A 24,817-nucleotide genomic window follows, 5' to 3' on the forward strand; every position below is an offset into this window, starting at 1 on the left:
GAGCCCGTGAGCGCGAGACTGCGGGAGATCGCCCGCCAGACCGTGGAGATCGCCGACCGCGGCACCTACGTCAACCCGGCCGGCGCCGAGATCGACATCGCCGCCGCCGTGGCCGCCGCGAAGGCCGGCACCCGCCTCTACACCCCGGACGACCCGCTCCCGCCCGGCACACCGGACGGCCTGCTCCCGCCCGGCCCGCCGGCCCCGGCCGTGACCGTCGAGGTGACCCGCGAGTCGACGCTTGCCGCCGCCCGCCGCGTCGGCACCGCCGCCACCCTGGTCTTCGCCTCGGCCAAGAACCCCGGCGGCGGCTTCCTGGGCGGCGCGCAGGCCCAGGAGGAGAGCCTGGCCCGCTCCTCGGCCCTCTACGCGTGCCTGCGCACGGCCCCGGAGTTCTACGACTTCCACCGCCACCAGCACGACCTGCGCTACAGCGACCGCGTCATCTACTCGCCGGCCGTGCCGTGCTTCCGCGACGACCGGGCCGGCCTGCTCGACGCCCCGTTCCGCACGACGTTCCTGACGGCGGCCGCCCCGAACCTGGGCGCCATCCTCACCAGCCAGCCCGAGGACGCCGCCGACGTCCCCGCGGTCCTGCGCCGCCGCGCCACCCGCGTGCTGGCCATCGCCGCCGCCCACGGCCACCGCCGGCTGGTCCTGGGCGCCTGGGGCTGCGGCGTCTTCCGCAACGTGCCGGCCGAGGTGGCCCGCGCCTTCGCCGAGGCCCTCCGGGCGGTCCCCCGCTTCGACCGCGTGGTCTTCGCCATCTACGACCGCCTGCCCCGCACGCCGGTGTACCAGGCCTTCGCCGACGCCTTCCCCTCCGCCGTCAGAGAGTGATCAGGGCCGCGCTGCCGCCGGGGAGGGTCAGGGTCAGGCCGGCCCCGGTGGTGGTGGCGAGCTCGGCCGGGCCCTGGGTGAAGGTGCCGTCCGGCTTGACGGTGGCGCCGGCGAGGGTGATGTCCTCCGGGGAGTCCAGGGCGGAGCCGGCCAGGCGGATGACCGAGGCCTTCGTGCCCGCGGGCTGGCCCGTGTTCAGGGCCACCGTCGCCGCCGCGGCGGTCGTGGGCTCCTTGTTCACCAGCATCACGCGGGTCTTGCCGTCGCTGCCCTTCACCGCGTAGGCGGTCAGGTTGTGCTGGGTGCTCACCGTCGCCGGGAGGAACGTGCCGGTGCCCATCAGCGCGACCATCAGCATCCCGTAGTAGAGCGGGCGCGGGGCGAGCCGGCCCGCCTGGCGGTCCGCGTCGGTGAGGGCGCACATGGCCGTGTAGATGCGGGGGCGGCCGTCCTGCTCCTTGCGGTCGCACACGCCGAGGGTGCTGTGGAAGTTGAGGCCGGAGACGCCCGCCTGGAGCTGGCTCAGCGTGTAGTCCACCGCCCACAGCGACGTGCCGTAGACATCGCTCACGCCGGCCAGGCCGCCCAGGTTCACCGAGTTGGTCTCGTCGTGGCGCAGCGGCAGGCCGTACTGGCGGGCGGCGGCCAGGGCCGGGGCCATCGCCGTCACGTCGTTGCGCAGGTTCTCCGGCGCGAGCAGGCCCGTGATCGTGTGGCCGGTGTTGTTGTGCTGCGACAGCGAATACGGCTGGTCGGTCAGGAACACCACGCGCGAGTGCCGGTCGCGGGCGAAGTCGCCGATCCACACGTTGTTGTAGGTGTTCGGGCCCGCGATCGGCACCCCGGCCCCCGCCATCGCGTTCGTGCAGGCGTCCCAGTCGGCCAGGTACTGCGCATAGCCCCAGTCGGCCGGCCGCGAGTATCCGGGGTAGCCGTTGGGCTCGTTGCCGCACTCCATCGCCAGCAGGTTGGAGCCCAGCCGGGCCTTCACGTACTGCGCCTCGTCAGCGATCCGCGCGACGTCCAGGCGGGCCAGGTTGGCGCCCAGCTCCACCGGCCAGCCGGTCGCGGACGACAGCAGCGCCACCCGGTCGATCTCGGCGTGCCCGATGGGCGCCTTGGCCCAGCCGGGCACGGCGTCGCCGGCCGGGTTCCAGAAGGTGTAGGAGTCGAGCGCGTTCGCGCCGATCTTCAGGTTGCCGACGCCCAGCGTGCGCATCAGGTTCTTCAGGTTGCCCTGGTCGGGGGCGAAGCCGGGGGACAGCACGAGCTGATCCGCCTCGTACGACAGGCCGAGCGCGTTGGCCGGCAGCACCCCGGCGACGCCGTTGCGGTCCACGGTGACGGTGGCCGACACGGGAGCCCGCGACGGCGTCAGCGACGGGGTCGGCGACGGCGACGGCGAGGCACTGGCCGCGGGCGAACCGGACTGCGCGGCGGCCGGTGGGCGGCCCCTGTCGCGCTCACCCCAGGCGGCGGCGAACGCGCCGGTGCACAGGATCGTGGAGAGCACGACGACGCCGATGAGCCACAGCGGCGGCATCCGGAAATGGCGCCCGGGCGTGAACGAGGGCTCCGCCACCGTCAGCCCTCGACCTCGGGGTGGCGCAGCAGCAGCGCCACCTGCAGCCGCCGGAACCGCTGGGTGCCAGCGACGCTGAACTCGCCGGTGAGGTACGTCCGCTGCGCCTCCGGGAAGTCGTGCAGCGGGTCGTCGGCCGGGGCGTCGACGGCGACGACCCACATCCGCTCGGTCGAGCCGACGCACTTGGCCGGGTCGGTGCAGGCGATGCCGCCGTAGGAGCCGACGGCCGCACCGCTTGTCTTCTGGAACACCTCGTGCGGGTGGGAGCCGGCCGTGCGCAGCTCGTAGGCGAACGGGAGGCGGCCGTTGGCCCGGCCCGCGGGGGCCGAGTAGGCGATCGCGTCGCCCGCGCGCAGCTGGGTGCGCACGTAGGCGGCGGCCGCGTGGTAGTCGGGCTCGCCCAGGGTGTCACCGTCGCGGTACTGCACCTGGGCCGGCCAGCCGAGCGCCAGCACGACCAGGACGGCCGCCGGCAGGGCGAACCGGCGGTACCGCAGCAGCCGCGGCCCGGGCCGGTCCAGCGGCACGACGATCGCCGCGGCCGCCAGCAGTACCCACGCCGGCAGTGTGTACAGGGCATATTTGGCCAGGAAGATGTGCATGGCCGGGTAGACCGCGTAGCTGACCAGCGGCGGCAGGAGCGCCCACACGAGCAGGAACGGGACGATCCTGCTCCGGTTCTGCCAGAGCGCGACAGCGCCGTAGGCCCCGGCGATCATGACGGCCCAGGCGACGGCGTGGCTGCCGAAGAGCTCGGTGGGGTACCCCGCCACCTTCGCCTCGTCGCGCCCGATCCACGACACCTGGTCGTCCTGGCCCTTCGCGAACCAGGCCATGGGCGCCGCGAGCACCGCCGCGATCCCGACCGTCACCAGGAACGCCCGGCCCGTCGAGCGCCGCCGGTACCAGACCAGCACCGCGTGCGCCGGCACCACCAGCAGCGCGACGAAGTGCAGGTACGTCAGCGCGACCAGGCCGGCGCCGTAGAGCACCCAGCGCCGACGCCGGGGATCGCGCACGGCGCTGGTGAGCCCGAGCGTGCTCAGCAGCACGAGCGCGCTGACCCAGGCGTAGGAGCGGGCCTCCTGGGCGTAGCGCGAAACCGCGGGAACGACAGCGAACAGCACGCCGGCGAGCACCCCGGTGGGCGTCCCCGCGAGCCGCCGGCCGAGCACGGCGAGCGTCCCGGCCGCGACCGCCATGGCGATGACGGACGGCGCCCGCAGCGCGATCTCGGAGACGCCGAAGACGTCCACCCACAGGTGCATGACGAAGTAGTAGAGGGCGTGGACGAGGTCGATGTTGCGCAGGAGCCGGAAGAGTTCGGTCCAGGACAGCTGGGCCGCGTAGGCGGTGACGTACTCGTCGGTCCAGAGCTTGCGGCCGGACGGCAGGATCGCGCCCGCGATCAGGGCGGCGACGGCGGGTGCGGCGGCGACGCGCCACCAGTCAGGTGTTCGGCGCGCCGGCTCGTCCGTCGCCGCCGCCGGGCGCGCATCAGCGACGGCGGTCGACATGCGGCCGAGGTTAGCACCGGCGCGCGTCCGACGTAGGATGGCCTGCGTTCCGCCCGGGGGAGGGGAGCCCATGCACAAGGGATTGCGCCTGCAGGCCTGCGTGATCGTGCTGTTGCTCCTCGTGACGGGCTGCGATCGGCTCTCCGATGAGGTGCAGCCGGGCGCGACCGGCGCGGACCGCAAGCCGGGCGCGACGGCCACCAGATCGTCGGCCGCGCCGCACGCGTCGGTCGCCGCCGCCGTGGCCGCCCGTCAGGGGCCGCCGGTGGTGCCGGGCAAGGTGATGCTCGGCGCCTTCGTGAGCATCCTCGGCCAGGCCACCCAGCCCTCGCTCCAGCTGCGCCGCGACCAGCTCGGCCGGGACTTCCGGATCCTCCACTTCTACTACGAGTGGAACGATCAGCTGCCGACCGCGATCCCCTCGGTCGGCGCGGGGCAGTATCCGCTGCTGTCGTGGCGCGGGCCCTCCTACAGCCAGATCCTCAACGGCTCCCAGGACGCCTGGATCGGCAAGGAGGCCGACCGGCTGGCCCAGTACGGCAAGCCGGTGTTCCTGCGCTGGGCGTGGGAGATGAACGGCAGCTGGTACGTCTGGGGCGGCGCCCACAACAACAGCCGCCCGCAGGACTTCATCGCGGCCTGGCGGCACATCCACGACATCTTCCAGGCCCACAACGCCAAGAACGTCGGGTGGGTGTGGGGGCCGAACTGGTACTCCAAGCCCGACCTGCCGTGGAACGCGATGGGCAACTACTACCCCGGCGACGACTACGTGGACTGGGTGGCCATCTCCGGCTACGGCGACAGCGGCCTGAGCCCCAACACCCTCTACGACGCGTTCTACGACCAGTTCGCCTCGCGCAAGCCACTGATGATCGCCGAGACCGGCGTCGAGGACCGCGGCGGCACCACGAAGCCGGACTGGATCGGCGCGCTGTCGGACTGGACGAAGAAGCACCCGGCGATCGCGGCCGTGGTCTGGTACGACACCGACCACAGCCCCGGCACCAAGGAGAACTTCCGCCTCGACAGCACGCCGGCCTCGCTCGAGGCGTTCAAGACGAAGCTGTCGAGCGACCCCTACTTCGCCGGCTGAGCGGCCGCCGCCCGGAAGCCCCGGCCCAGCTCGACCTGGCGCAGGACCCGCGCGCCGGCGGTCTCCAGGCCCCAGGCGTGCGCGGCCCCGGCCACCCGCACGGCGCTCTTCAGCAGGCCGGGCACGGGCAGGAAGAGCTTCACGAAGCCGGGCACCTCCGTCAGCGGGTCGACGGCGGTGACGTACTCGGGGAACATCGTGGCCAGCCGGTGGCGGGCCCGGCCCTGCTGGTGGAACTGCCTGACGAAGGCGGCCGGTGACTGGGTGTGCAGGTGGGTCGCGCGCAGCGAGCGGTCGAAGACGCCGGTCAGCCCGGCCCGGGCGAGGCGCAGCCCGAACGCCCGGTCCACGTGCCGCTCCAGCTCCGGGTCCTCGCCGGCGGCGAGCGCGTCGACCCGGTGCAGCGACATGTTCCCGGCCCACAGCTGCGTGACGACAAGGCTCGGATCGGCCTCGTACGCCGCGCACGCCCGCTCGTAGTCCTCGCCGTAGAGCAGCGTCGTGTAGTCGCCGGGCCGCCGCGGCGACGGCGCCCGGGTCGGCATGTAGCCGAGCACCACCGCCCGCTCCACCCGGGCGTGCACCCGCGCGTGCCCGGCGGCCAGCCCCGGCCCGGCCAGCACGTCGTCGTCGAGCAGCAGCAGCAGGTCGCCCGTCGCCCGCTGGATGCCGGCCCACCGCGCCGCGCTCTGCCCCCGGTTCTCCTGCCACACCGGGACCAGCCGCGGCTCGTCGGCGGCGAGCCGCTCCAGCAGCTCCATCGACCCGTCGGTGGAGCCGTCGACGACCACCACGATCTCGCGGGGATACGGGTCGCGGGTGACCGCGCCGACGATCTCTTCAAGGACATGGCGGCGGTTGTACGTCTGGATGATCACGGAAATCGAGGGCGTGCTCATTGGACCGGCCTCCGTTGGCTCGGGATGCGATGACGGCCGTGACGGCCCGGTGCGTGCTTCCAGGCGTCCGGGCGCCGCAGAGCCACCCGGAGCACGGTCGGGGCCGTGTACAGCCCCTGCAGTACCCACATGGCGGCCAGCCACAGCGCGAGCCCGGTGAGGCCGTTGTGCGAGCCGCCGTACCAGGACGCGCCGAGCTCGGCGACGCCCGCGACCACCGCGAACACGCTGGCCTGGGGGACCCGGCCGCGGACGCGGGCGATGGCGAAGTAGAGGGGACGGAACAGCAGCGCCGAGTAGGTGAGCGCGAGGATCGCCAGCGCGGTGCCGGCCAGGTTGACGTATGTCGCGCCGAACAGGCCCATCACCGGCCGGGCGATCAGGGCCAGCACCACGCTCGCGGGCACGCCGAGCCCGACGGAGAGCAGCAGCGCCATGCGCACCTTCGCGCGCAGGGCGGCCATGTTGCCGGCGGCCGCCGCGAAGAGCGTGGTGGCCAGGTTGTTGGGCAGCATGGTGAGGAACGAGAAGATCATGTACATCGTGTAGAACGCGGCCGTCGCGGCGGGCGAGATGACCGCGGCCACCACGAGCGGCTGGACGGTGCGCGGCACGAACAGGGCCAGGTTGAGCGCGTTGTGCTCCAGCGCCTGCCCGAGCCGCCCGCGCAGCATGGACCAGGCCGGCCGGGCCGACGCGGACAGGCCGCGGCGGCGCAGCGAGAACGCCAGCAGCAGCACCGACAGCAGGCCGCCGACGACCCAGGTGGCCAGCAGGTGGCCCGGGCGGACAACGATCGGCAGGAACGGCAGCGCGGCCAGCAGCAGCAGCTTGCCCAGCGCGAAGTACGTGTTGCGCAGCAGCTGCAGCGGGCCCGCCATCAGGCCGAGCAGCCCGTCGTCGAGCACCAGCGTGGTCGCGGTGACCACGACCCCGGCCAGCAGCATGAGCGTCATCGGCCACGAGCCGACCGAGTGGCGCAGCCCGGGGATGGCGAAGCGGGCCAGGCCGACGTAGACGAGCCCGCCGACCGCGGCCGCGGTGGTGGCGACAAGCAGGCAGGTGACGATGAAGTTCCACCGCTTGCCGGGGTCGGGCAGCCGGGGCAGCTCGGAGATGAGCAGCGTGCCCATCCCGAACATGCTCAGCGTGCCGACGAGCGTGAGCGCGGACACTGCGGCCGACGCGCTGCCGACGACCTCGGCCGGCAACACCCGGGCCGCCACCCACCAGTAGGCGAAGCCGAGCACCGAGGTGACGACCGTCGTGCCCATGAGGGAGCCGGAGTTCATCAGCAGGTCGAAGTGGCGGCGCGCGGCCCGGCCGAACCGCCGGTCCGGGCGGGCCGCGCTGGTGCCCTCGTAGACCGTCATGGGCTAGCTCAGATGGACCGAGCGATAGGGCGTCTTGTCGCCCTCGCGGTACAGCTCGGCCACGACGACCCCGGTCGCGGGGACCTTCGCGGTGACGGTCCAGGTCGCGTCGTTGCGGACCCGCGGCGTGAACGAGGCCTGGAAGCCCTCGCTGTTGTGGACCTTCACGGTGTACTGCGTCGTCTGCTGCTCGTGGCAGATCACGCCGATCACGACCTCGCGCTCGGCCGCGCCCTGCGCCACCGGGCCGGCCGGCACGATGGAGAGCTCGGTGAACGCGACCGCGTCGGCCCGGCTCGCGCTGTGCCAGCTCACGGCCGCGGCCCCGGCGACGAGCAGCACGGCCAGCCCGAGCGGGGCGAGGCGCAGCAGCGCCGTGCGGGTGCTCAGCGCCATCGGGTGCTTCGGCACGGCGCCCTGCTCGGTGGTCTCGGCGGTCGACCAGTTCCTGTCGCTGCGGCGGCGCTGGCGGAGGTACCCGACGAGCGCCGACACCACCGTGACGCCCACGCCGAGCTCGGCCCAGGACAGCCGGCTCAGGCGGGCCCCGCCGGCGAACATGCCGATGCCACCCAGGGCGAGCGCGGCCAGGCTCAGCGTGACGGCGAGCGTGCCCCGCTCGATCCGGCTCAGCGAGCGGCCCGGGAACAGCCCGCGGGTCATCGCGTAGCCGGGCAGGACGAGCGTCAGCAGGAGCCCGGCGACCACGGCCGGGGCCCCGCCGAACTGCAGCACGACGGCGAGGGCGGCCACCGAGGTGAGGCCGAGCAGGACGGCCGACGTCGCGGCGCGGGTGGGCATGCTCAGCTGTCCCTGAGGTCGTAGATGCGCACGGTGCCGTTGTCGTACACCCGGTCGGCCCCGTTGATGCCGTCGAACTTCGTCAGGCCGTCCCGGGCGATGGGGCCCGCGCGCTTGCCGGCCTCGGGGTCCTGCGGGAAGTACGACCCGGTGATCGGCAGTTGATCGGCGAGGCGGATGTCGACGTAGACGAACTCGACCGAGCGGGCCTTCACGAGCTCCTGATCGGCCAGGCCCCACGCGGGGGAGTAGAACAGCGGGGCGGTCTCGCGCACGATGCGCTGCCCGCCGTAGGTCGAGACGAGGTTGAACCCGGTGGTGTCGGCCGCGAAGCGGTGCCCGGTGCCGAGGTAGGCCCGGCTCCACCGGGCCGCCGTCACGCCCTTCGGGTCGACCGCCAGCTCGAAGCCGGAGACCACGAAGCCGCCGGGCAGCCGGCCCCAGAACGACGGCCAGCCGCCGACCCGGGAGTTGACGAGCAGCAGCACCGTCAGGCCGGCGGCCAGCGACCACGTCACGGCGGTCCGGGTCGGGGTGATCGAGATGTGCCGGCGGGTGCGCAGGCCGCCGTTGCGCCGCCAGGCCAGGATCGAGCTGGCCACCAGCAGCGACACCGGCACGTAGGTGAAGGTCGCGGCCCGCCCGGCCAGCTCCGGGCCCTGCGAGCCGATGAAGCGCATCCCGGCGGTGGCGAAGAAGACGAACGTGCCGGCCAGCAGCGACCAGTGCCACACGTCCTTGGAGCGGGTCCGGATCGCCGCCCGCAGCTGCTGGACGAACAGCGCGAACAGCGCGAGCACGGCCAGGCCGGAGACGGCGGTCTCCCACAGCGGGGGCCGGGCCGCGCCGGTCGCCGCGCCGCCGAGCTCACCGTGCAGCACGCGGATGCCGGAGCGCCACAGGCCCTTGGCGGCGGGGGTGAGGTACGTCGTGACGTCCGACGCCACGAACGCGAACCAGCCGGCGGTGGCCAGCGCGGCCGCCCCGCCGAGGATGAGCGCACCGTAGCGGCGCGGCCGGCTGAGCACGAACTCGCAGACGCCGATCAGCAGCAGCGTGCCGACGGTCATCATCGCGGTGATGTGGTGCGTGACCACGACGCCGGCGATCGCGAAGGCGCCGACCGCGAGGTGCGCGAGGGTGCGCCGCTCGTACTGCCAGCAGATCGCCGCCCACACCGCGAGCATCAGGAACGGCAGGGCGCCGGTCTGGTACACGTACATCGAGTCGAAGAACAGGTAGTGCAGCGAGGTCGCGTAGATGACGCAGGTCAGCCCGGCCAGCCGCGGCGAGCCGCCGACCCGGCGCACCACCGCGAACAGCAGGCTCACGAAGGCCAGGTGTGCGACCCCGGCCACGATCAGCCCGGCCGCGGTCACCGGCAGCCCGGTCAGCAGCGCGACCGAGCCGCCCATCTCCTCCAGCCCGGGGAAGTGCTCGGCGACCGGCAGGCCGTGGTCGGGCTCGTAGAGGTGGGCGGTGCGCACCAGCGTCGAGGTGGCCGCCCAGTGCTGCAGCTCGTCGGGGAAGCGGAACTCGTCCGGGCTGTACATCCACTTCTGCAGGTACTGGTTGACGGCCAGGCCCACGACGAGCGTGTACGCCTCCGCGGTGCCGGCGAGCCGGGCCAGCAGCCGCACCGCGACCGGCGCGAAGACCAGGAACTGCCCGAGCCAGTAGGCGGCGGTGGCCCAGCCGGCGCCGGTGCGCCCGCCGGAGTACGACAGGGCGACGACGGCGACGCCGGCCGCCGAGATCGCGAGGATCCACGGAGCCTGGCCGAGCCGCGGCACGAACTCGGCGAAGTGGTTGACCGGCTCCGGCTCGAGCTCCGGCCGCTCGACGACACTGCGGCTGACCTCCACCGTCTCGTCGTCGGCGGGGGTACGCGGGGCCGGGACCGACGGGCGGCGCACGCCGGGGCGGCGCTGGGGCCGCAGCGCGGCCGCGTCGAACTCGACGGTCTCGTCGGCCGCCGGGCGGTACGGTGCGGGCGCCGTCCCCCGGCGCACTGTCGCGCGGCGCATCGGTGAGGTCATGACCGCACCGCCCGCTGCTGCCGGCGGCCGCGCAGGTAGGCGGCCGGGCCGCGGAGCATGCCCCGGCGGTTGCCGGCCAGGATGTGCATCGGGAAGTCGGGGCCGATGCTCGCCAGCCGGTCGCCCTGCGGGTTGCGCAGGTCGCGCAGCGCGGTCGGGGCCAGGGCGAGCAGCCGGGGGATCAGGGAGGGCCGCTGCAGCACCAGGCTCGTGTACGCGGCGGTGAGCCCGACGCCGTAGCCGTAGAGCTGGCGCTCCAGGCCGGCCAGGTCGCGGCGGTGCACGTGGCGGGTCAGCGCGGCCGGGCGGTAGGCGATGGTGCCGCCGCGGAGCAGGACCTTCGTGAACGCCACGGTGTCCTCGCCGCCCATGGCCGGGGTGCCGGCGCCGAGCGCGGGGTCGAAGCCGCCGATCGCCCGGGCCGCCGCCGCCTTCCAGGCCATGTTCGCGCCGGCACCGAAGGGCGGGAGGGGGTACAGCGGGCTCTGCACCTTGCGGGTGGCGGGGGAGAAGACGGCGGCGGTGAAGCCACGGCCCTTGCTGTGCCCGCCGAACTCCTCGAACCACACCTGCGCGTCGGTGGCCAGCTCGGCCGGGACGACCACGCCGGTGACCACGTCGGCCTCGGGGTGCTCGGCGAAGCCGCGGGCGATCTCGGCGAGCCAGTGCTCGTCGGCCACCTCGTCGTCGTCGAGCCAGGCCAGGATCTCGTCCCCGGTCTCGCGCAGCGCACGGTTGCGCGCGTTGGAAAGGCCGGGGCGAGGTTCGCGGGTGTACCGGACCCCGCGCCCGCGGGCCACCTTCTCCGTCGCGTCCGTGGCCGGGGCGTTGTCGACGACGAGTACCGCAAAGTTGGGGTAGCGCTGGGCGAGCACGCTGTCCAGCGCGGTCGCGAGGGCCTCGGGCTGGTCGCGGGTGCAGATGACGACGGTGATCGGCGGTGCGCTGCCGAGCACGGCGTCCCGTCCGCGCAGGAAGCCGCCGTCGAGCTTGGCGGCGATCGTGGGCCCGAACTTCGCGTGGACCGCGGCCTCGACGTCGGTGCCGGGCTCGGCGATCAGGGCGCCGATCGGTTCGGTGTGGACCCGGACCAGGAGCCATGACTTTTCGGATATGTCGGGCTTCATGGCGGCCGGGAGGTTGTAGTCCGCGACCGTCATCGGCTGGGTCATGCGACCGCGGGCTCCATCGCCTTGGGCCGGCGGGCGCCGAACGCCCACTCGTAGCCGGCGCCGACACCGGCCGCGCCCGCGCCCGCGACGAGCGCGAACGACCGGCTCACGCGGCCGCTCAGCAGTGCCCGGACGGCGGCTCGGGGCAGCTCCCGGGCGTAGCTCTGCTCCGCGCCGAGGCTCTCCTGGCCCGGATTGAGCCTTGCCATCTCGATCTTGCCCCGGCCCTCGTTGGCCGAGCGGGTCACGAAGAACCGGAACGTCGAGCGGCCGGCCGGGACGAAGTGGTCGATGACCGCGGCCGGGTTGTACATCCAGCGGCCGCCGCCGTACCCGTTCCCCGGGCGGCCCATGCGCAGGCAGAGCTCGGTGTCCTCGGGGCGGGCCCGCTCGCCGACCTTGCCGAAGCCGACCCGGAACCCGCCGACGGCCAGGAACGCCTCGCGGCGCACGGCCATGCTCTCCGACCACACGTTGCGCACGGGCGCCAGCTCGGTCGGCATGCCGGTGTAGGAGGCGCCGACCACCCACAGGAACTCGTCCGGGAACCAGCCGGGGCGGCCGCGCTCCCAGGCCGGGGCGATCGCGCCGCCGGTGCCGACGACCGACGGGTCGGCGAACGGCGCCAGGAGCCCGGCCAGCCAGCCCGGCCGGGCGGTGGCGTCGTCGTCGAGCAGCGCGATGAACGGGCTCGTGGTGTGCTCGACGCCGGTGTTGCGCGCGCCCGAGGCGCCGCGCTCGGACGCGTTGGCCACGACCGTCGTGCCGGGCAGCTCGCGAGTGGCCCGCTCCAGCAGCGCCGGGTTGTGGTCGACGACCACGACGACCCGCTCCGGCCGCGGCTCCTGCGCCCATGCCGAGGCGACGGCGGCCTTCAGCTGCTCCCACCGCTTTTCCGAATAACAGGGAACAACGACACTGGCCCGCATGTCCGTCATGTCGGTCACGTCGCCGTGTTTCCGGCGTACGTCTCGTCGGTGCGCTGGCGCGGAACGACGCCGGCGCCCGGGACCTCGTGGCGGGCGACGAACCCGGTCGCCGCGGGGCGCGGGCGCGGCACCGTCGGCAGCTCCTGCGTGGCCGCCATCATCGCCCGGCGAGCCGCCGCCTGCGTGAGCTTCTTGCGCCGGTACTCGTACAGGATCGTCCGCAGCACGCGCAGACCGTCGCGGGGCGCGTTGAGGTTGCTGACACCGTGGATTCGCTCGCCCTCGACGCTGCCGACCTCGGCGATCTTCAGGCCGCCGACGACGGCCCGCACGTTGAGCATTGTCTCGATCTCGAAGCCGTCGCCCCAGAGCTTGCTGCCGTCCGCCGGGGCGGGCAGCGCGGGGTCGGGCAGGTCGAAGCCGGGCAGCACGCGGGTCCAGAACGCGTTGTAGCCGTAGCAGAGGTCGGAGTACTGCGTGTGGAACAGCACGTTGACGAAGAGGTTCAGCCCGGCGTTGCCGAGCCGGCGGAACCGGGTGATGTCGTGGCTGTCGCCGCCGTTGCGAAACCGGGTGCCCTTGGCCAGGTCGGCCCCGCCGAGCAGGGCGTCGATGAAGCTGGGGATCTCGGCCGGGTCGGTGGAGCCGTCCGCGTCGATCATCACCACGATCTCGCCCGTGCAGTGGGCGAAGCCGCACGCCAGCGCGTTGCCCTTGCCCCGGCGGGTCTGCTGCACGACGACGATGTCCGGGCGCAGTTCGCGGGCGACCGCGACGGTCCGGTCGCGGGAGCCTCCGTCGACGAGGACCACCTCGTGCAGCCCGGCGGGCAGCCGCTCGAACACGTATGGCAGGTTGCGTTCCTCGTTCAGCGCCGGAACGACCACGCTGATCAATGGCCAATCGGTCGCGGCAGCCATCGCCGAGTGATCCCCCCGTCTCTGCGGTTCCGCCTTGGTTCCCTGCGGTTTGCCTCTGAGTCAGGGGAGCACGCTAGCAGGCTCGGCCCAGCCCTGTGCACCCACGGAGTCGCGAATGTGAAGAGCGGCGCGCGTTCGCCGATCCTCAGGGGCCGGGCCGCTCCGGGCTCAGCGCTGGAACTTTGCGAGGTTGGCCTGCTCGCGGGCCTGCATGATCTCCGCGGCCTTGAGCACGGCGCCCTTGATGCCGTTGAGCAGCTGGTGCAGGTCGTTGGCGGCGGTTGTCCACTCGTTCTTGCGCTGGTGGAACGCCTCCTGCGCGTCGCTCTGCCAGCTCGCGAGCAGCGGCTGCACCTGATCGTTGACGGTGTCGAGCTCCGACTGCATCGACGACAGTGCGGCGCTGATGTCGGCCGCGGCCTGGTTCAGCGCGGCGAATTCGACGACGATTTCGTCACCGGCCATGGTCTTCCTCCCCGTCGTCTCAGTTGATCATCAGGGCGCGGGTGATCTCACCGGCGCTCGCTCCGGCCTGCTGCATCTCCTGGCGCATCTCGTCGTCGCTCAGGGTGTAGTCCCGCCCGGCCGTCGACACCGCCTGCGCGATGCTGCGCAGCGCGACGTTGAGGTTGGCGACGTCCGTGTCGAAGCGCTCCTTGATCTGCGTGAACGAGGAGCCGCCCGCGCCGACCCAGGACGACTGCAGCGGCGTGAGCTCGCTCATCAGCTTGTTGAACATGCCGGTGAGCCGGTCGGCGGCCCCGTCGATGTCCGTAGCGGTCTTGGCCATGACCGCGGCATTGGTGGTTACGCCCTTGCCAGCCATCGTCAGACCCACCTCCATTCGGATGCCACGCCCTCGCGGGGCGGCGTTCGTACATACCACCGTATCGAAGTTTGCTCACTTCCAGCAGTGGCTGCCGGTGCCGGTATCGGCGAGGACGCCCAGATCAGCCGGTCACCGGACGCTGGGCCGCCCTCGGGTCGAGCCCGGGGCCCGCGGGGATCCGGGCGACGACGAACGAGGGCAGCTCGATCGGCTTGAGCGCACCGTAGCCGAACCATGCGAGCTGCGCGGGGCTCATGAGCGCGTAGCGGCGCCCCTGGTCGGTGACGAAGAACACCTGGCCGGACTCGGTGTCGGCGGACTGGGCGGCCCGCACGATCGCGCCGCTGCCGGACGGCACCACGACCCGGGTCGCGACCTGCTCGGTGCCACCGCCGCCGCTCGTGGCGATGCCGGCGTTGTCCGGCTGCGGGTCGGCGTTGATCAGGAACCCGGGGGCGGCCTGCCCGTCGGCGAACGTCGTGCACAGCGTGCCGGCGGTGTCCGCATCCGCCATCGACGGCACCTGGGCCGGCGGGTCGAGGTCGGACTTGGCCCGGCCGGCCTTGGGGGTGTTGGCGACCTCGGCCGCCTGGATCGGCCTGGCCTGCGGGGTCGAGCCCGGGTAGGCCGCGGCGGTCCCGGGGTCGGCCAGGATCAGCGCCTGCTCGATCGGGGTCACCGGCACGACGTCCCTGTCCCGCACCAGATAGCCGGTCGTCGACCCGCCGACGCTCACCGTGAGCACCTGGCCGATGAGGTAGTTCTTCAACGCGGTGGACGTCTTGCCCCGGTTGTCCACCTGTGGCTGCGTGATCGGCAGCCCCTGCGGCACGGTGTCGAGCCACGCCTCGTCGACGAGCAGCCGCGGCTGCGCGTCGATGCCCATGGCCGCGAAGGTCTGGCGGGCGTCGACGCGATACCGGTGCGCGTTCCAGACCAGGTACGACTTCTGGCTCAGCGCCTCGCGCACCACGATCGCCGAGTCGCCGAGATCGCGCCCGCCGTCCGGCTTCGTGCCCACCATGATCTGACTGGACACCGTCGCCCCGCCGCTCGAGTCACGGCCGGGCACCGCGCACATCGACCACGCGGCGCGGCTCATCCGGCCCGCCGGCGGCAGCGCGTCCGGCGCACCGGTGATGCCGATCAGCGGCCCGCGCCGGGCGCCGGTCAGCGACTCCCGCGACACCGACACCGTGGTGGCCGGCTGCCCGATCACCAGGACCGCCGAGGAGTAGTTCGCGACCGGATAGAGCACACCGTCGCGGTACACGTACCGCGTGCCGGTCTCCTTCTCGATGACTATCGCGCCGCCGTCCTGCCAGCTCGTGTTCCCGCCGTGCTTGACCAGCCCGATCACGCCGAACACGGTAAGCGCCAGCACGGCCGCCATGACGCTGGCGAACCCGGCCCCGGCAAGGCGGCGGGTCGGCGACATCGACGGGTCGGCCTCACCGGACACGAACGCATTGACCACACGCTGCGTCAGGTACTGGTACGACTGGATCTGCTCCCGGCGCGACGGCATGTCCGGTGGGTCCCCTCCCCGCGGCCCTGGCGTTCGTACTGCATCCGGCTGCATACGATAGGCCAGCGAACACGGAGGTGCGGCATTGGTGACGCCTGATGAAGCCACACAGATCGCCCGGCCCTGGGCCCTGACCAGCCTTCCCGTGAGCGAGGGAGAGGTCGGGCTCTATGAGTTCGCGCACGGCTACGTAGCGTGGGCCCGCGTCCCGGCCGGCGACCCCGACCAGCCCCCGGAGATCATCGGCGCGCCGCTGGCCGTGATCGACAAGGAGTCCGGCGAGCTGTCGACGTGGCCGTCACTGTCACCGCAGGGCGTGGCCGAGCTGTACGAGCTGGAGCTGGCCGCCCGGCAGCGCTTCCCCGAGGACGTCCGCACGGTCCTGACCGCGGCCGGCTGGCGCTCGGACCGCAACGTGGGCGCCTGGATCGAAACCTGGAGCGCGACAGTGCCGCTCCCCCTCTTCCCGGCCGCCCGCCGCATGCTCGAGGAGTTCGGCGGCCTGAAGTTCCGCCAGCGCAAGCCCCCGGGCCGGGCGACGGGCAACTTCGACGTGCAGTTCTGGCCGGCCGAGGCCCGCGTCGTCGCCGACCTGTTCGCCGAGCACGCCGCCGACCTGGGCCTGCCGGTGTACCCGGTGGCGATCTACGAGGACGGCCCGAGCGACATCGCCATAGCCGCCGACGGCCGCGTCTTCCTCCTGCACGAGGCCGGCGAGTTCCTGATCGGCCCGACCCCCGACGAGGCCATCGTGACCCTGGTCCGCGGCGAGCCCTTCCCCGAGGTCGACGCCCACGGCGACCCCATCACCCCCACCTGACCCGCTCCGCGCCCGTCGGCCGCGCTCGATGCTCGTTCCCGCGCCCCGCAATCGTTCTCCGCGCTTCGCACCGTTACTCCGCACCGTGACCGCTCCGTTCGCGTCTCTTGCTTCGAGGTCATTCCGCGCCCTGCGCTCCTATTCGCACCCGCGCTCGCTCCCTGTCCCGCGCTTCTTGGCGCGCCCCCTTACGCAGGAACGAACCGATGCCGAGGAAGTGGTATGGGATCGCGTACCCCTTGCCGCGCTGGTTCCTTGTGAGCACACCCGACCGGGCGTGCATGAACGTCCGGGATCTGCCAGGTCCTCGCCCCGTGCCACTTTTCGCGCGCTGCGCGTGTTTTCCCGTTCCCCAGCCGATCCGGCTTAACGGAAAAGTCGGGCGCTCCGCGCCCCGCTGCGCTCGACTTTTCCGACTTATGCCCTGCCAGGCGAAAAATCGGATATGTCGGGTTAGCGAAGCGCCCGACATATCTGCACCAAAGACGGCAGCCGAGATCAGCCGGCCAGCCCGCGGACCCAGGCGTACAGGCCCAGGACCTGGCAGACGATCGGGATCGTGGCCAGGACGAGCAGTACGTCGAGGATGTCGGCCAGGCGGCCCAGCTGGACCGAGGGCGGCCGCGCGGCGTAGCGCATCCCCGCCGCCACCGCCAGCCCGGCCGTCAGCAGCAGGCCGGCGCCCACGCCCACCTGCACCGGCAGGCCGGCCCCGGCCAGGCGGGCGGTCAGGAGCAGGAGGCCGGCGAGCCCGGTCAGCAGCAGCGGCAGGCGGTGCCGCACGGTGCTGAAGAGGCGGGCCCGCAGCAGGTTGGCCGCGGCCACCACGGCGATCAGGATGCCGGCCGCGACGCCCGGTTCGCGGCTGATCAACCAGAACGAGGCCACGTTCAGCACCGCGAACGCGAAGAGCAGGCCGGTGAAGATCTCGTCGGCCCGGGCGACCGTCGCGTAGGTGGTCGCGGCGGGCGGGATCGGGTCCTGCTGGAGGAGGTCGTCGGTGGTGCGGGGCAGCTGCGGCACCGGTACCTTGCCCATCCGCACCGAGGCCAGCGGCAGGGCGGGGGCCAGCAGGATCAGCAGGCCGACCACGCAGGCGGCGCACTCGGGGCCGCCGAGCGAGGTCAGGCCGAGCAGGCCGGCCGGCACGCCGACCGCGCCGATGACGATGCCGGCCACGAACAGGCGGAGGCCGGCGGCGACCGCGAGGTATCCGGCAAGCGCGGCCACCAGCAGCGCCCCGGCCCCTGTGAGCAGGTGCGGGGCGCCCAGGCGGGCCAGCGGCTCGGAGCCGCCCAGGACGAGCAGGCCGCCCGCGAAGGCGTAGACGAGGCCGGCCGCGCCGAGCGTCGAGCCGGCGGACGCGTCGGACATCGCCCGGGACATGACGAAGCCCGCCGTGAGCAGGCCCGCGGCGACCACGAGCGCGACCGCACCGGGGACGGTCCAGGCCGGGCCGGCGACGAACAGCAGGGCGAGGACGCCGAAGAGCAGCAGCAGGCCGGTGGCCAGGCCGGTGATCCGGGTCGCCGCGGGGGTCCACGCGGCGCCGTGGCGGCGGGCGCCCGCCGCGATCGCGTCGACGACGTCGTCGTACTCCAGCTCCGGCCACTCCTCGTAGCGCGGCGCGAGGTGGAGGATGTCGCCGTCGTGCACGTTCTGGGCGGCGAGCGTGCGGCTCATGTCGAGCGTGCTGCCGTCGGTGCGCCGCAGCACCCAGCCGCCGTGGTCGAGACCGTCGTCGGCCAGGGACTCGCCGGCTCGTGGCAGTACTCCCGGAAGCAACATCGCCAGCGGGATCTGCTCGGGCAGTGCCAGATCGAGCCGGCGCTTCGGCGCGGCCAGCACCACCCGGGCCAGCCCGGCACCAACGTTGTCGGCCATGCTCCCGTGCTCCCCGCCCGCCGCAGCCATCGAGACTGCCCAACCTAGCAGCCCACTGGTTAGCATTGCTGTTCGAACGGGGTCGCAACGGGGAGGTCGAGCTCGACGTGAGCACTGTCCTGCGCCGCCGGCCCGCCCGTCGGCCCGAGCCCGAGTACCCCTCGGGCGAGGTCCTGCTGGAGCCGCCGCCCGAGGTGCCCGCGCCCACCGGCCGCGGCTGGGCGCAGATGCTCATGATGATCCCGATGCTGGCCGGCTCCGGCTCGATGGCGCTGATGTTCGCGGGGCAGCGCGGCGGCCCCCTGGCCTACATGACAGGTGCGATGTTCGGCCTGTCCGCGATCGGCATGCTCGCCTCCCAGCTCGGCCAGAGCGCCGGGCCGGGGCGCCAGGAGATGCTCCTGGCCCGGCGCAACTACATGCGCCACCTCGCGCAGCGGCGCCGCCAGGTGCGCCGGGCCGGGCAGAAGCAGCGGGCGACGCAGCTGTACCGCTACCCCGACCCGGACGCGCTGTGGTCGATTCCCGCGGGGCAGCGGCTGTGGGAGCGGCGGCCCGGCGACGCCGACTTCGGCATGGTCCGCATCGCGCTGGGCCCGCAGGATCTGGCCACCCCGCTGGTGCCGCCGGCGAGCCGGCCGCTCGAGGACCTCGACCCGATGTGCGCGGTCGCGCTGCGCCGGTTCATGACGACCTACGCGTCGGTCGACGACCTGCCGATCGTGATGGCGCTCGACGGCTTCGCCCGGGTCTACATGCAGGGCGACATCGAGCAGACCCGCGGCCTGGCCCGGGCGATCGTGGCCCAGGCGGCGGCGTTCCACGCGCCCGACGACCTGATCGTCGCGGTGTGCGCGGCGCCCGCCACCACCGCGCAGTGGGAGTGGGTGAAGTGGCTCCCGCACGGGCTGCACCCGAGCCGCCACGACGCGCTGGGGCAGCTGCGCCTGGTGTCGACGAACGTGCCCGGGCTGGAGGCGATGCTCGACGACGTGCTCGGCGCGCGGCCGCGGTTCAACCCGGTCAGCGGCGGGGAGCGGGTCGGCGGGCCGCACCTGATCGTCGTGCTCGACGGCGGCGACGTGCTGGGCTCCGACCATCTCATGACGGAGGGCGGCGTCGAGGGCGTCACCGTGCTTGACCTGTCGAGCCCGCCGCCGCGGCTGCTCGACCCGACGGCGCTCGTGCTGTCGATCGAGCCCGGCGGCGTGCTGTCCAGCAGCACTTTCGAGGGCCGGGCCGAGGTCGGGAAGGCGGACCGGCTCAGCCTGGCCGAGACCGAGGGGCTGGCGCTGCAGCTGGCGCCGCTGCGGCTCTCGGCGGCCTCGCGCACCGAGCAGCGCGCGGGCGGGGTCATGGACCCGTCCGACCTGCTGGAGATCGGCTCGCCGGACGAGTACGACCCGCAGCGCCACTGGGTGCCGCGCCCCCAGCGGGACCGTCTGCGGGTGCCGATCGGCTGGTCGCCCGATGGGCAGCTCGTCGAGCTGGATCTCAAGGAGTCGGCGCAGGACGGCATGGGCCCGCACGGGCTGCTGATCGGGGCCACCGGCTCCGGCAAGTCGGAGCTGCTGCGCACGCTGGTGCTGGCCCTGGCCGTCACGCACAGCTCCGAGGTGCTCAACTTCGTCCTGATCGACTTCAAGGGCGGCGCGACCTTCACCAAGCTCGACGTGCTGCCGCACACCAGCGCGGTGATCACCAACCTCGAGGACGAGCTGCCCCTCGTCGACCGCATGACCGACGCGATAAACGGCGAGCTGCTGCGCCGCCAGGAGCTGCTGCGCAAGGCCGGCATGTTCGCCAACCAGCGCGACTACGAGAAGGCCCGCACCGCCGGCGCCCCGCTGCAGCCGCTGCCCAGCCTCCTGATCATCTGCGACGAGTTCAGCGAGCTGCTCACCGCCAAACCCGACTTCATCGACATGTTCGTGCAGATCGGGCGGGTCGGCCGGTCGCTCGGCGTGCACCTGCTGCTCGCCTCGCAGCGGCTGGAGGAGGGCCGCCTCAGGGGCCTCGACACGCATCTGTCGTACCGCATCGGCCTGCGGACGTTCTCAGCCGTCGAGAGCCGCATCGTCCTGGGCGACGTCGCCGCGTTCGAACTGCCCCGGGCGGCCGGCCACGGCTATCTGCGCAACGGCACCGAGCCGCTCGTGCGGTTCCGCGCCGCATACGTCTCGGGTGTGTACCGCCGCGACGCCGCCGTCGCCATGAGCGCGGCCGGTGGCGGGCCGGTGGTGCGCGACTACGTCAGCGGGTACGTCGCCCCGCCGGTGACCGAGGAGCCGGCGGTCGTGCCGGAGGACGAGCACGCGGTCGGCGACACGTTCCTCGACCTCCTCGTCGACCGGATGCGCGGCAAGGGCGTCCCGGCCCACCAGGTCTGGCTGCCGCCGCTGGCCGAGCCGCCGACGCTCGACGCGCTGCTGCCGGCCCGCCTCGTCGACCCGGAGCGCGGCCTGACCGTGCAGGTCCCGGAGCTGCAGGGCAGCCTGCACGCCGTCGTCGGCATCGTCGACCGCCCGCTGGACCAGCGGCGCGACCCGGTCTGGTGGGAGCTGGCCGGCTCGGCCGGGCACGCGGTCGTCGTCGGCGGCCCGGGCAGCGGCAAGAGCACCGTGCTGCGCAGCCTGATCCTGAGCCTGGCCCTGTCCCACACCCCGCGCGAGGCCCAGTTCTACTGCCTCGACTTCGGCGGCGGCGCGCTCGGCACGCTGCGCGAGGTCCCGCACGTCGGCGGCGTCGCCACCCGGCTCGACCCGGGCGCGGTGCGCCGCACCGTCGCCGAGCTGTTCGTGCTGCTGGGCGAGCGGGAGCGGCGCTTCACCGCGGCCGCCGTCGACTCCATGGCGACCTACCGCCGGGCCCGCCGCGCCGGGCAGTACGCCGACGACCCGTTCGGCGACGTGTTCCTGGTCATCGACGGCTGGTCGACGATCCGCTCCGACTTCGAGGACCTCGAGGGCACGATCAACGAACTCACCAACCGCGGCCTGACCTACGGCGTGCACGTCATCGCCTCGGCCACCCGCTGGAACGACGTGCGGCCCGCGATCCGTGACCTCTTCGGCAGCCGCCTCGAGCTGCGCCTGGGCGACCCGGGCGACTCGCAGCTCGACCGGCGGGCGGCGATGAACGTGCCCGACCGCACCCCGGGCCGCGGCGTCGTCCCCGGCGGCCTGCAGTTCCTCGGTGCCCTGCCGCGCCTCGACGGGCAGCCGACCACCGAGGACCTCGCCGACGGCGTCGAGAAGCTGGTCGCCGAGATCCGCCAGGCGTGGCCCGCGGCCGGCGCCCCGCCCGTGCGGCTGCTGCCGGCGACGCTGCCGTACGAGAGCCTGCCGGTCACCGATCGCGAGCGCTCCGGCCTGCCGATCGGCATCGCCGAGGCCGACCTGCGCCCGGTCTGGGTCGACTTCGACGCCGACCCGCACTTCCTGCTCTTCGGCGACTCGGCGTCGGGCAAGAGCGCGTTCCTGCGGGCGTTCGGCCAGGCGCTCATCGACCGCTATGAGCTGAACGAGGCCCGGATGATCGTCATCGACTACCGGCGCAGCCTGCTCGGCGCGTTCGACAGCAAACACCTCATCGGCACGGGTACCTCCGCGCAGACCGCCCAGACGATCATCACCGAGGTCGTGTCGGTCCTGAAGGCCCGGCTCCCCGGCCCGGACGTGACGATCGAGCAGCTGCGCACCCGCAGCTGGTGGAAGGGCCCGGAGCTGTACGTCCTCGTGGACGACTACGACCTCGTGGCCGGCGGCAGCACCAACCCGGTGACGCCGCTGCTGGAGTTCCTCAGCCAGGCCCGCGACGTGGGCCTGCACCTGATCCTGACCCGGCGCACGGGCGGGGCCAGCCGGGCGCTCTACGAGCCGGTGCTCATGCGGCTGCGCGAGCTCGGTTCGCCGGGCGTGCTGCTGTCCGGCGAGCGCGACGAGGGCGCGCTGCTGGGCAACGTGCGCTCGTCGCACCAGCCGCCCGGCCGCGGTTACTACGTGACCCGCAAGGCGGGCGGCCGGCTCGTCCAGCTCGCCTGGCGCCCGCCGCCGAGCTGATGAACCGATGTTTTCGATGGTGCGTGGCAAGTATGATGATTGAGTTCGATGGATCTGGTCCGGCCGGCGGGGAGGGCGAATGACACACGACGGCGACGGGTGGACACCAGGGCACGACGGCTGGACTCCGATCGACCATTCCCCGGTCAAGGTCAACGTGGCGAGCCTCGGCGACTACGTCAGGCTCGTCAGCAAGGAGATCGAGGACTTCAACTCGAACCTCAAGGACGGCGTCCTGCCGATGGCCAGGGTCCAGTCCACGTTCGCCGGCTTCGGTGAGGCCAAGCTCTACCGCGGGGTGCACGCCAACGTGCTCGCGGCGCAGAACGAGATGCTCAAGGACGTCTCGCTCAGCCTCCAGGCCATCGCGCAGGCGGCGCTGGGGATCTACTACGAGTACCTCGGCGGCGACGACCTCGGCAAGGCCAACGTCGACGACGTCTACGACGTGTTCTGGCCCACCGACGGCAGGACGCTGCAGGACGAGGTCAACGCTCAGCAGGCCCAGCCCGGCACGACCGAGGGCGCCTTCACCGGCTCGGCCAACGCCGCCGAGCACCGCGCGGAGGTGGAGGGGACGATCCCGCCGGTCGACGGCTCGTCCTACTTCAACACGTGGGACCAGGGCTTCACTGTCGGCGAGGGCGGCCACACCTACCAGGTGTACGACAACGAGAGCAACGCGATGGCGGCCCCCGAAGACCCGCTGAAGCAGAAGTGAGACGGGGGCGGTCATGAGCGACACGTACTACGGATACGTCAAGTACACGCTGCCCCCGAGCGTCTCGCAGTACGACAACTACGGCTCCTCGAACCAGATCGTCGACTACAACCCGACGGACTGGGACGCCGAGTCGACGACCATCGAGCTGATGTGGCCGTGGATCCAGATCGACTCCGACGCCCGGGCGACGGCCCTGGCCGACATGTGGCGGCGCATCCACACGCTGCTGGACAACACCAGCCGCAACCTGAAGCGGTACACCGACGAGCTGGCCACGAAGTGGGACTCGGACGCGGCGAAGGTGTTCCTGCGCGAGATCGGCGCCTCGCTCTCCTCCATCGATGAGTGGAAGGAGGTCGCCAACACCAACGCGACAGGGCTCGACGTCATCGCGAGCACGATCAAGTACAACCAGAAAAAGGCCCTTGCCGTCTGGAACGAATATGTCCAGGCGATCAACCACCCGGGCAGCGTGCCGGGCTCGGCCGCGGCCGTCTCGCTGCAGAGCTCGGGGGTCGCCTACGGCGGCATGGTGACCGAGACCGAGCCCGAGAACGACCGCAAGAAGCGCCTGATCAAGGCGTACACGGCGCAGATCAAGCCGTACGTCAAGGATCTCGCCGACACCTACCTCAACGTCTACTACACGTTCCTGACGCACGGCTCGCGGTACAAGGGCCCGACGAACGCGGCAGTGGCGGTGGCGCCGACGATCCACAACGGCGGCCCCGGCGGCAGCATCCCGCCGCCGCCGATCCTCAGGCCGCCGTCGATCCCGCACATCGACCCGGCCGAACCCGGCGCGCAGCCGCAGCCCTCGCTGCCCGGCCTCGGCGTGCCCGGCTACGACCCCGACCACCGGCTCACGCTGGCCGGCGGCGCTGTCGCCCCGCCGGTGACGCCGCTGCCGGAGCTGCACCTGCCGCCCGCACCGGGCCCGGGTGTCCCGACCGGCCTGCCCGGCCTGCCGGGAATGCCGGGCTTCCCGGGCGGCCCCAACCTGCGCACGCCCGGCGGCCTCGCGAACCTCGACCCGGCGCAGACGGCTCAGCGCCTGGGCCAGAGCGGCCCCGGCAGTCTGCGCCCGCAGCTCCCGGGCCGCCCGAACCTGTCCGGCCTGCGCCCGCCGCCCGGCGCCAGCGGCCGCCCGCCGCTGCCACCCGGCCGCGGCAACCCCGACCTGCGCGGTGCGAAGGGCCGCCTGCCGGGCGGTACGCGCGGCCCGGCCCTGCCGGAGGAGACCCCGCGCACCGGCGCTCCCCGCAGCCCGCAGCTGCCCCGGCTGAGCGGCCGCCGGGGACGGTCCGGCCCGGCGGGCCACGTCGGCCCGGAGCACGAGCGCCTGGGCGGTCGTGGCAACGGCCTGCCCCAGGGTCCCCGGGGCGCGGGCCGCGGCGCCGCTCCCGGCGAGAACCTCAGCGGCCGCCGCGCGCCCGGGCTGCCGATCGAGGAGCAGGAGGCGTTCAAGCGCCAGGCGGGCCGCCCCACCCTGGAGGGCCGCGGCGGCCTGCGCAACCCGGCGGGCCCGGTACCGGAGGGCGAGGGCCGCGCCCCGACCCTGCGCGGCCGCGGCGGCGAGTCGCCGTGGGGCCCGAACGCCCGCCCGCCGGCCCAGCGCCGCGACCACCACACGACCGACCACGACCACGACGTCGAGGCGGGGGAGGACGAGCTGTGGGCTGTCGAACGCCCGAACCAGCCGGTCATCGACACTCCGCAACGCCCGGCCCCACCGCCTGAGCAGGGCCCGGCCATCGGCCGCACCGCCTGACGCACCGCCCGGGCCGTGGTGGCCGGGCT

19 protein-coding genes are annotated in these 24,817 nt (G+C 73.2%); 6 read left to right on the forward strand and 13 right to left on the reverse strand.

The features are described from left to right. Positions 1-6: 6 nt before the first annotated feature. Entirely contained in the window at positions 7-840 is an 834-nt protein-coding gene (locus Dvina_RS06130) for a TIGR02452 family protein (protein WP_223101370.1), read from the forward strand. Here Dvina_RS06130 and Dvina_RS06135 read toward each other — a convergent pair. Together Dvina_RS06135 and Dvina_RS06140 are read right to left on the reverse strand one after the other, a co-directional pair. Next, the gene (locus tag Dvina_RS06135) at positions 830-2,383 is read right to left on the reverse strand and encodes a glycosyl hydrolase family 79 C-terminal domain-containing protein (RefSeq protein ID WP_223101371.1); all 1,554 of its coding nucleotides are present in this window, start codon (positions 2,381-2,383) and stop codon (positions 830-832) included. The genes Dvina_RS06130 and Dvina_RS06135 overlap by 11 nt on opposite strands. 41 nt (positions 2,384-2,424) lie before the next feature. Then, positions 2,425-3,942, reverse strand: a complete 1,518-nt coding sequence (locus Dvina_RS06140) for a glycosyltransferase family 39 protein (RefSeq protein ID WP_223101372.1) — start codon at positions 3,940-3,942, stop codon at positions 2,425-2,427. A gap of 70 nt (positions 3,943-4,012) precedes the next feature. On the opposite strand from Dvina_RS06140, the gene Dvina_RS06145 reads away from it, so the two are divergent. Continuing rightward, on the forward strand, positions 4,013-5,038 hold the full coding sequence (locus Dvina_RS06145; RefSeq protein WP_223101373.1) for a glycoside hydrolase family 26 protein: 1,026 nt from the start codon (positions 4,013-4,015) through the stop codon (positions 5,036-5,038). On the opposite strand, the gene Dvina_RS06150 is transcribed toward Dvina_RS06145, so the two are convergent. The 10 genes from Dvina_RS06150 to eccB form a co-directional block, all read right to left on the reverse strand. Beyond that, positions 5,023-5,937, reverse strand: a complete 915-nt coding sequence (locus Dvina_RS06150) for a glycosyltransferase family 2 protein (RefSeq protein ID WP_223101374.1) — start codon at positions 5,935-5,937, stop codon at positions 5,023-5,025. The two genes, Dvina_RS06145 and Dvina_RS06150, sit on opposite strands and share 16 nt — an antisense overlap. Further along, positions 5,934-7,310, reverse strand: a complete 1,377-nt coding sequence (locus Dvina_RS06155) for a lipopolysaccharide biosynthesis protein (RefSeq protein ID WP_223101375.1) — start codon at positions 7,308-7,310, stop codon at positions 5,934-5,936. The genes Dvina_RS06150 and Dvina_RS06155 overlap by 4 nt, the downstream gene beginning before the upstream one ends. A gap of 3 nt (positions 7,311-7,313) precedes the next feature. Continuing rightward, positions 7,314-8,111, reverse strand: coding sequence for a DUF1616 domain-containing protein (locus Dvina_RS06160; protein ID WP_223101376.1), 798 nt, complete (start codon positions 8,109-8,111; stop codon positions 7,314-7,316). 2 nt (positions 8,112-8,113) lie between these two features. Next, positions 8,114-10,150 carry a hypothetical protein gene (locus tag Dvina_RS06165; RefSeq protein ID WP_223101377.1) on the reverse strand — a complete coding sequence of 679 codons (2,037 nt, stop codon included), beginning with the start codon at positions 10,148-10,150 and terminating at the stop codon, positions 8,114-8,116. Further along, on the reverse strand, positions 10,147-11,322 hold the full coding sequence (locus Dvina_RS06170) for a glycosyltransferase family 2 protein (RefSeq protein WP_223101378.1): 1,176 nt from the start codon (positions 11,320-11,322) through the stop codon (positions 10,147-10,149). The genes Dvina_RS06165 and Dvina_RS06170 overlap by 4 nt, the downstream gene beginning before the upstream one ends. Further along, the gene (locus Dvina_RS06175; protein ID WP_246656498.1) at positions 11,319-12,260 is read right to left on the reverse strand and encodes a glycosyltransferase family 2 protein; all 942 of its coding nucleotides are present in this window, start codon (positions 12,258-12,260) and stop codon (positions 11,319-11,321) included. Before Dvina_RS06175 ends, Dvina_RS06170 begins: the two co-directional genes overlap by 4 nt. 5 nt (positions 12,261-12,265) lie before the next feature. Beyond that, positions 12,266-13,138 (reverse strand): glycosyltransferase family 2 protein, encoded by an 873-nt coding sequence (locus tag Dvina_RS06180; protein ID WP_246656062.1) that lies wholly within the window; start codon positions 13,136-13,138, stop codon positions 12,266-12,268. A 201-nt stretch (positions 13,139-13,339) separates the two neighbouring features. Then, entirely contained in the window at positions 13,340-13,636 is a 297-nt protein-coding gene (locus Dvina_RS06185) for a WXG100 family type VII secretion target (RefSeq protein WP_223101381.1), read from the reverse strand. A gap of 19 nt (positions 13,637-13,655) precedes the next feature. Further along, positions 13,656-13,997 (reverse strand): WXG100 family type VII secretion target, encoded by a 342-nt coding sequence (locus tag Dvina_RS06190; protein ID WP_223101382.1) that lies wholly within the window; start codon positions 13,995-13,997, stop codon positions 13,656-13,658. 124 nt (positions 13,998-14,121) lie between these two features. Further along, positions 14,122-15,528 carry a type VII secretion protein EccB gene (gene eccB, locus Dvina_RS06195; protein WP_223101383.1) on the reverse strand — a complete coding sequence of 469 codons (1,407 nt, stop codon included), beginning with the start codon at positions 15,526-15,528 and terminating at the stop codon, positions 14,122-14,124. An 88-nt stretch (positions 15,529-15,616) separates the two neighbouring features. Between eccB and Dvina_RS06200 the strand changes: the two genes are divergently transcribed. Next, entirely contained in the window at positions 15,617-16,348 is a 732-nt protein-coding gene (locus tag Dvina_RS06200; protein WP_223101384.1) for an SUKH-3 domain-containing protein, read from the forward strand. Between the two features lie 498 nt (positions 16,349-16,846). Here Dvina_RS06200 and eccD read toward each other — a convergent pair whose 3' ends face one another. Then, entirely contained in the window at positions 16,847-18,232 is a 1,386-nt protein-coding gene (eccD, locus tag Dvina_RS06205) for a type VII secretion integral membrane protein EccD (protein WP_223101385.1), read from the reverse strand. 107 nt (positions 18,233-18,339) lie between these two features. Here eccD and eccCa point away from each other — a divergent pair, with 107 nt between their 5' ends. The 3 genes from eccCa to Dvina_RS06220 all read left to right on the forward strand — a co-directional run bounded on the left by eccCa (position 18,340) and on the right by Dvina_RS06220 (position 24,788). Beyond that, complete coding sequence (gene eccCa, locus Dvina_RS06210) at positions 18,340-22,293, forward strand: type VII secretion protein EccCa (protein ID WP_223101386.1); 3,954 nt, start codon at positions 18,340-18,342, stop codon at positions 22,291-22,293. Positions 22,294-22,372: 79 nt separating this feature from the next. Next, the gene (locus tag Dvina_RS06215; protein WP_223101387.1) at positions 22,373-23,014 is read left to right on the forward strand and encodes a hypothetical protein; all 642 of its coding nucleotides are present in this window, start codon (positions 22,373-22,375) and stop codon (positions 23,012-23,014) included. A gap of 13 nt (positions 23,015-23,027) precedes the next feature. Then, positions 23,028-24,788 (forward strand): hypothetical protein, encoded by a 1,761-nt coding sequence (locus Dvina_RS06220; protein ID WP_223101388.1) that lies wholly within the window; start codon positions 23,028-23,030, stop codon positions 24,786-24,788. Positions 24,789-24,817: the final 29 nt, after the last annotated feature.

Source organism: Dactylosporangium vinaceum, assembly GCF_019904175.1.
GTDB classification, from domain to species: Bacteria; Actinomycetota; Actinomycetes; order Mycobacteriales; family Micromonosporaceae; genus Dactylosporangium; species Dactylosporangium vinaceum.

Excerpts from the sequence above, each read along its gene's own strand:
- Dvina_RS06175 (WP_246656498.1), bottom strand. The coding sequence starts at position 12,260 with ATGACGGACATGCGGGCCAGTGTCGTTGTTCCCTGTTATTCGGAAAAG.
- Dvina_RS06215 (WP_223101387.1), top strand. The coding sequence starts at position 22,373 with ATGACACACGACGGCGACGGGTGGACACCAGGGCACGACGGCTGGACT.
- eccD (WP_223101385.1), bottom strand. The coding sequence starts at position 18,232 with ATGGCCGACAACGTTGGTGCCGGGCTGGCCCGGGTGGTGCTGGCCGCG.
- Dvina_RS06185 (WP_223101381.1), bottom strand. The coding sequence starts at position 13,636 with ATGGCCGGTGACGAAATCGTCGTCGAATTCGCCGCGCTGAACCAGGCC.
- Dvina_RS06170 (WP_223101378.1), bottom strand. The coding sequence starts at position 11,322 with ATGACCCAGCCGATGACGGTCGCGGACTACAACCTCCCGGCCGCCATG.
- Dvina_RS06160 (WP_223101376.1), bottom strand. The coding sequence starts at position 8,111 with ATGCCCACCCGCGCCGCGACGTCGGCCGTCCTGCTCGGCCTCACCTCG.
- Dvina_RS06190 (WP_223101382.1), bottom strand. The coding sequence starts at position 13,997 with ATGGCTGGCAAGGGCGTAACCACCAATGCCGCGGTCATGGCCAAGACC.
- eccB (WP_223101383.1), bottom strand. The coding sequence starts at position 15,528 with ATGCCGTCGCGCCGGGAGCAGATCCAGTCGTACCAGTACCTGACGCAG.
- Dvina_RS06150 (WP_223101374.1), bottom strand. The coding sequence starts at position 5,937 with ATGAGCACGCCCTCGATTTCCGTGATCATCCAGACGTACAACCGCCGC.
- Dvina_RS06155 (WP_223101375.1), bottom strand. The coding sequence starts at position 7,310 with ATGACGGTCTACGAGGGCACCAGCGCGGCCCGCCCGGACCGGCGGTTC.
- Dvina_RS06140 (WP_223101372.1), bottom strand. The coding sequence starts at position 3,942 with ATGTCGACCGCCGTCGCTGATGCGCGCCCGGCGGCGGCGACGGACGAG.
- Dvina_RS06145 (WP_223101373.1), top strand. The coding sequence starts at position 4,013 with ATGCACAAGGGATTGCGCCTGCAGGCCTGCGTGATCGTGCTGTTGCTC.
- Dvina_RS06220 (WP_223101388.1), top strand. The coding sequence starts at position 23,028 with ATGAGCGACACGTACTACGGATACGTCAAGTACACGCTGCCCCCGAGC.
- Dvina_RS06135 (WP_223101371.1), bottom strand. The coding sequence starts at position 2,383 with ATGCCGCCGCTGTGGCTCATCGGCGTCGTCGTGCTCTCCACGATCCTG.
- Dvina_RS06165 (WP_223101377.1), bottom strand. The coding sequence starts at position 10,150 with ATGACCTCACCGATGCGCCGCGCGACAGTGCGCCGGGGGACGGCGCCC.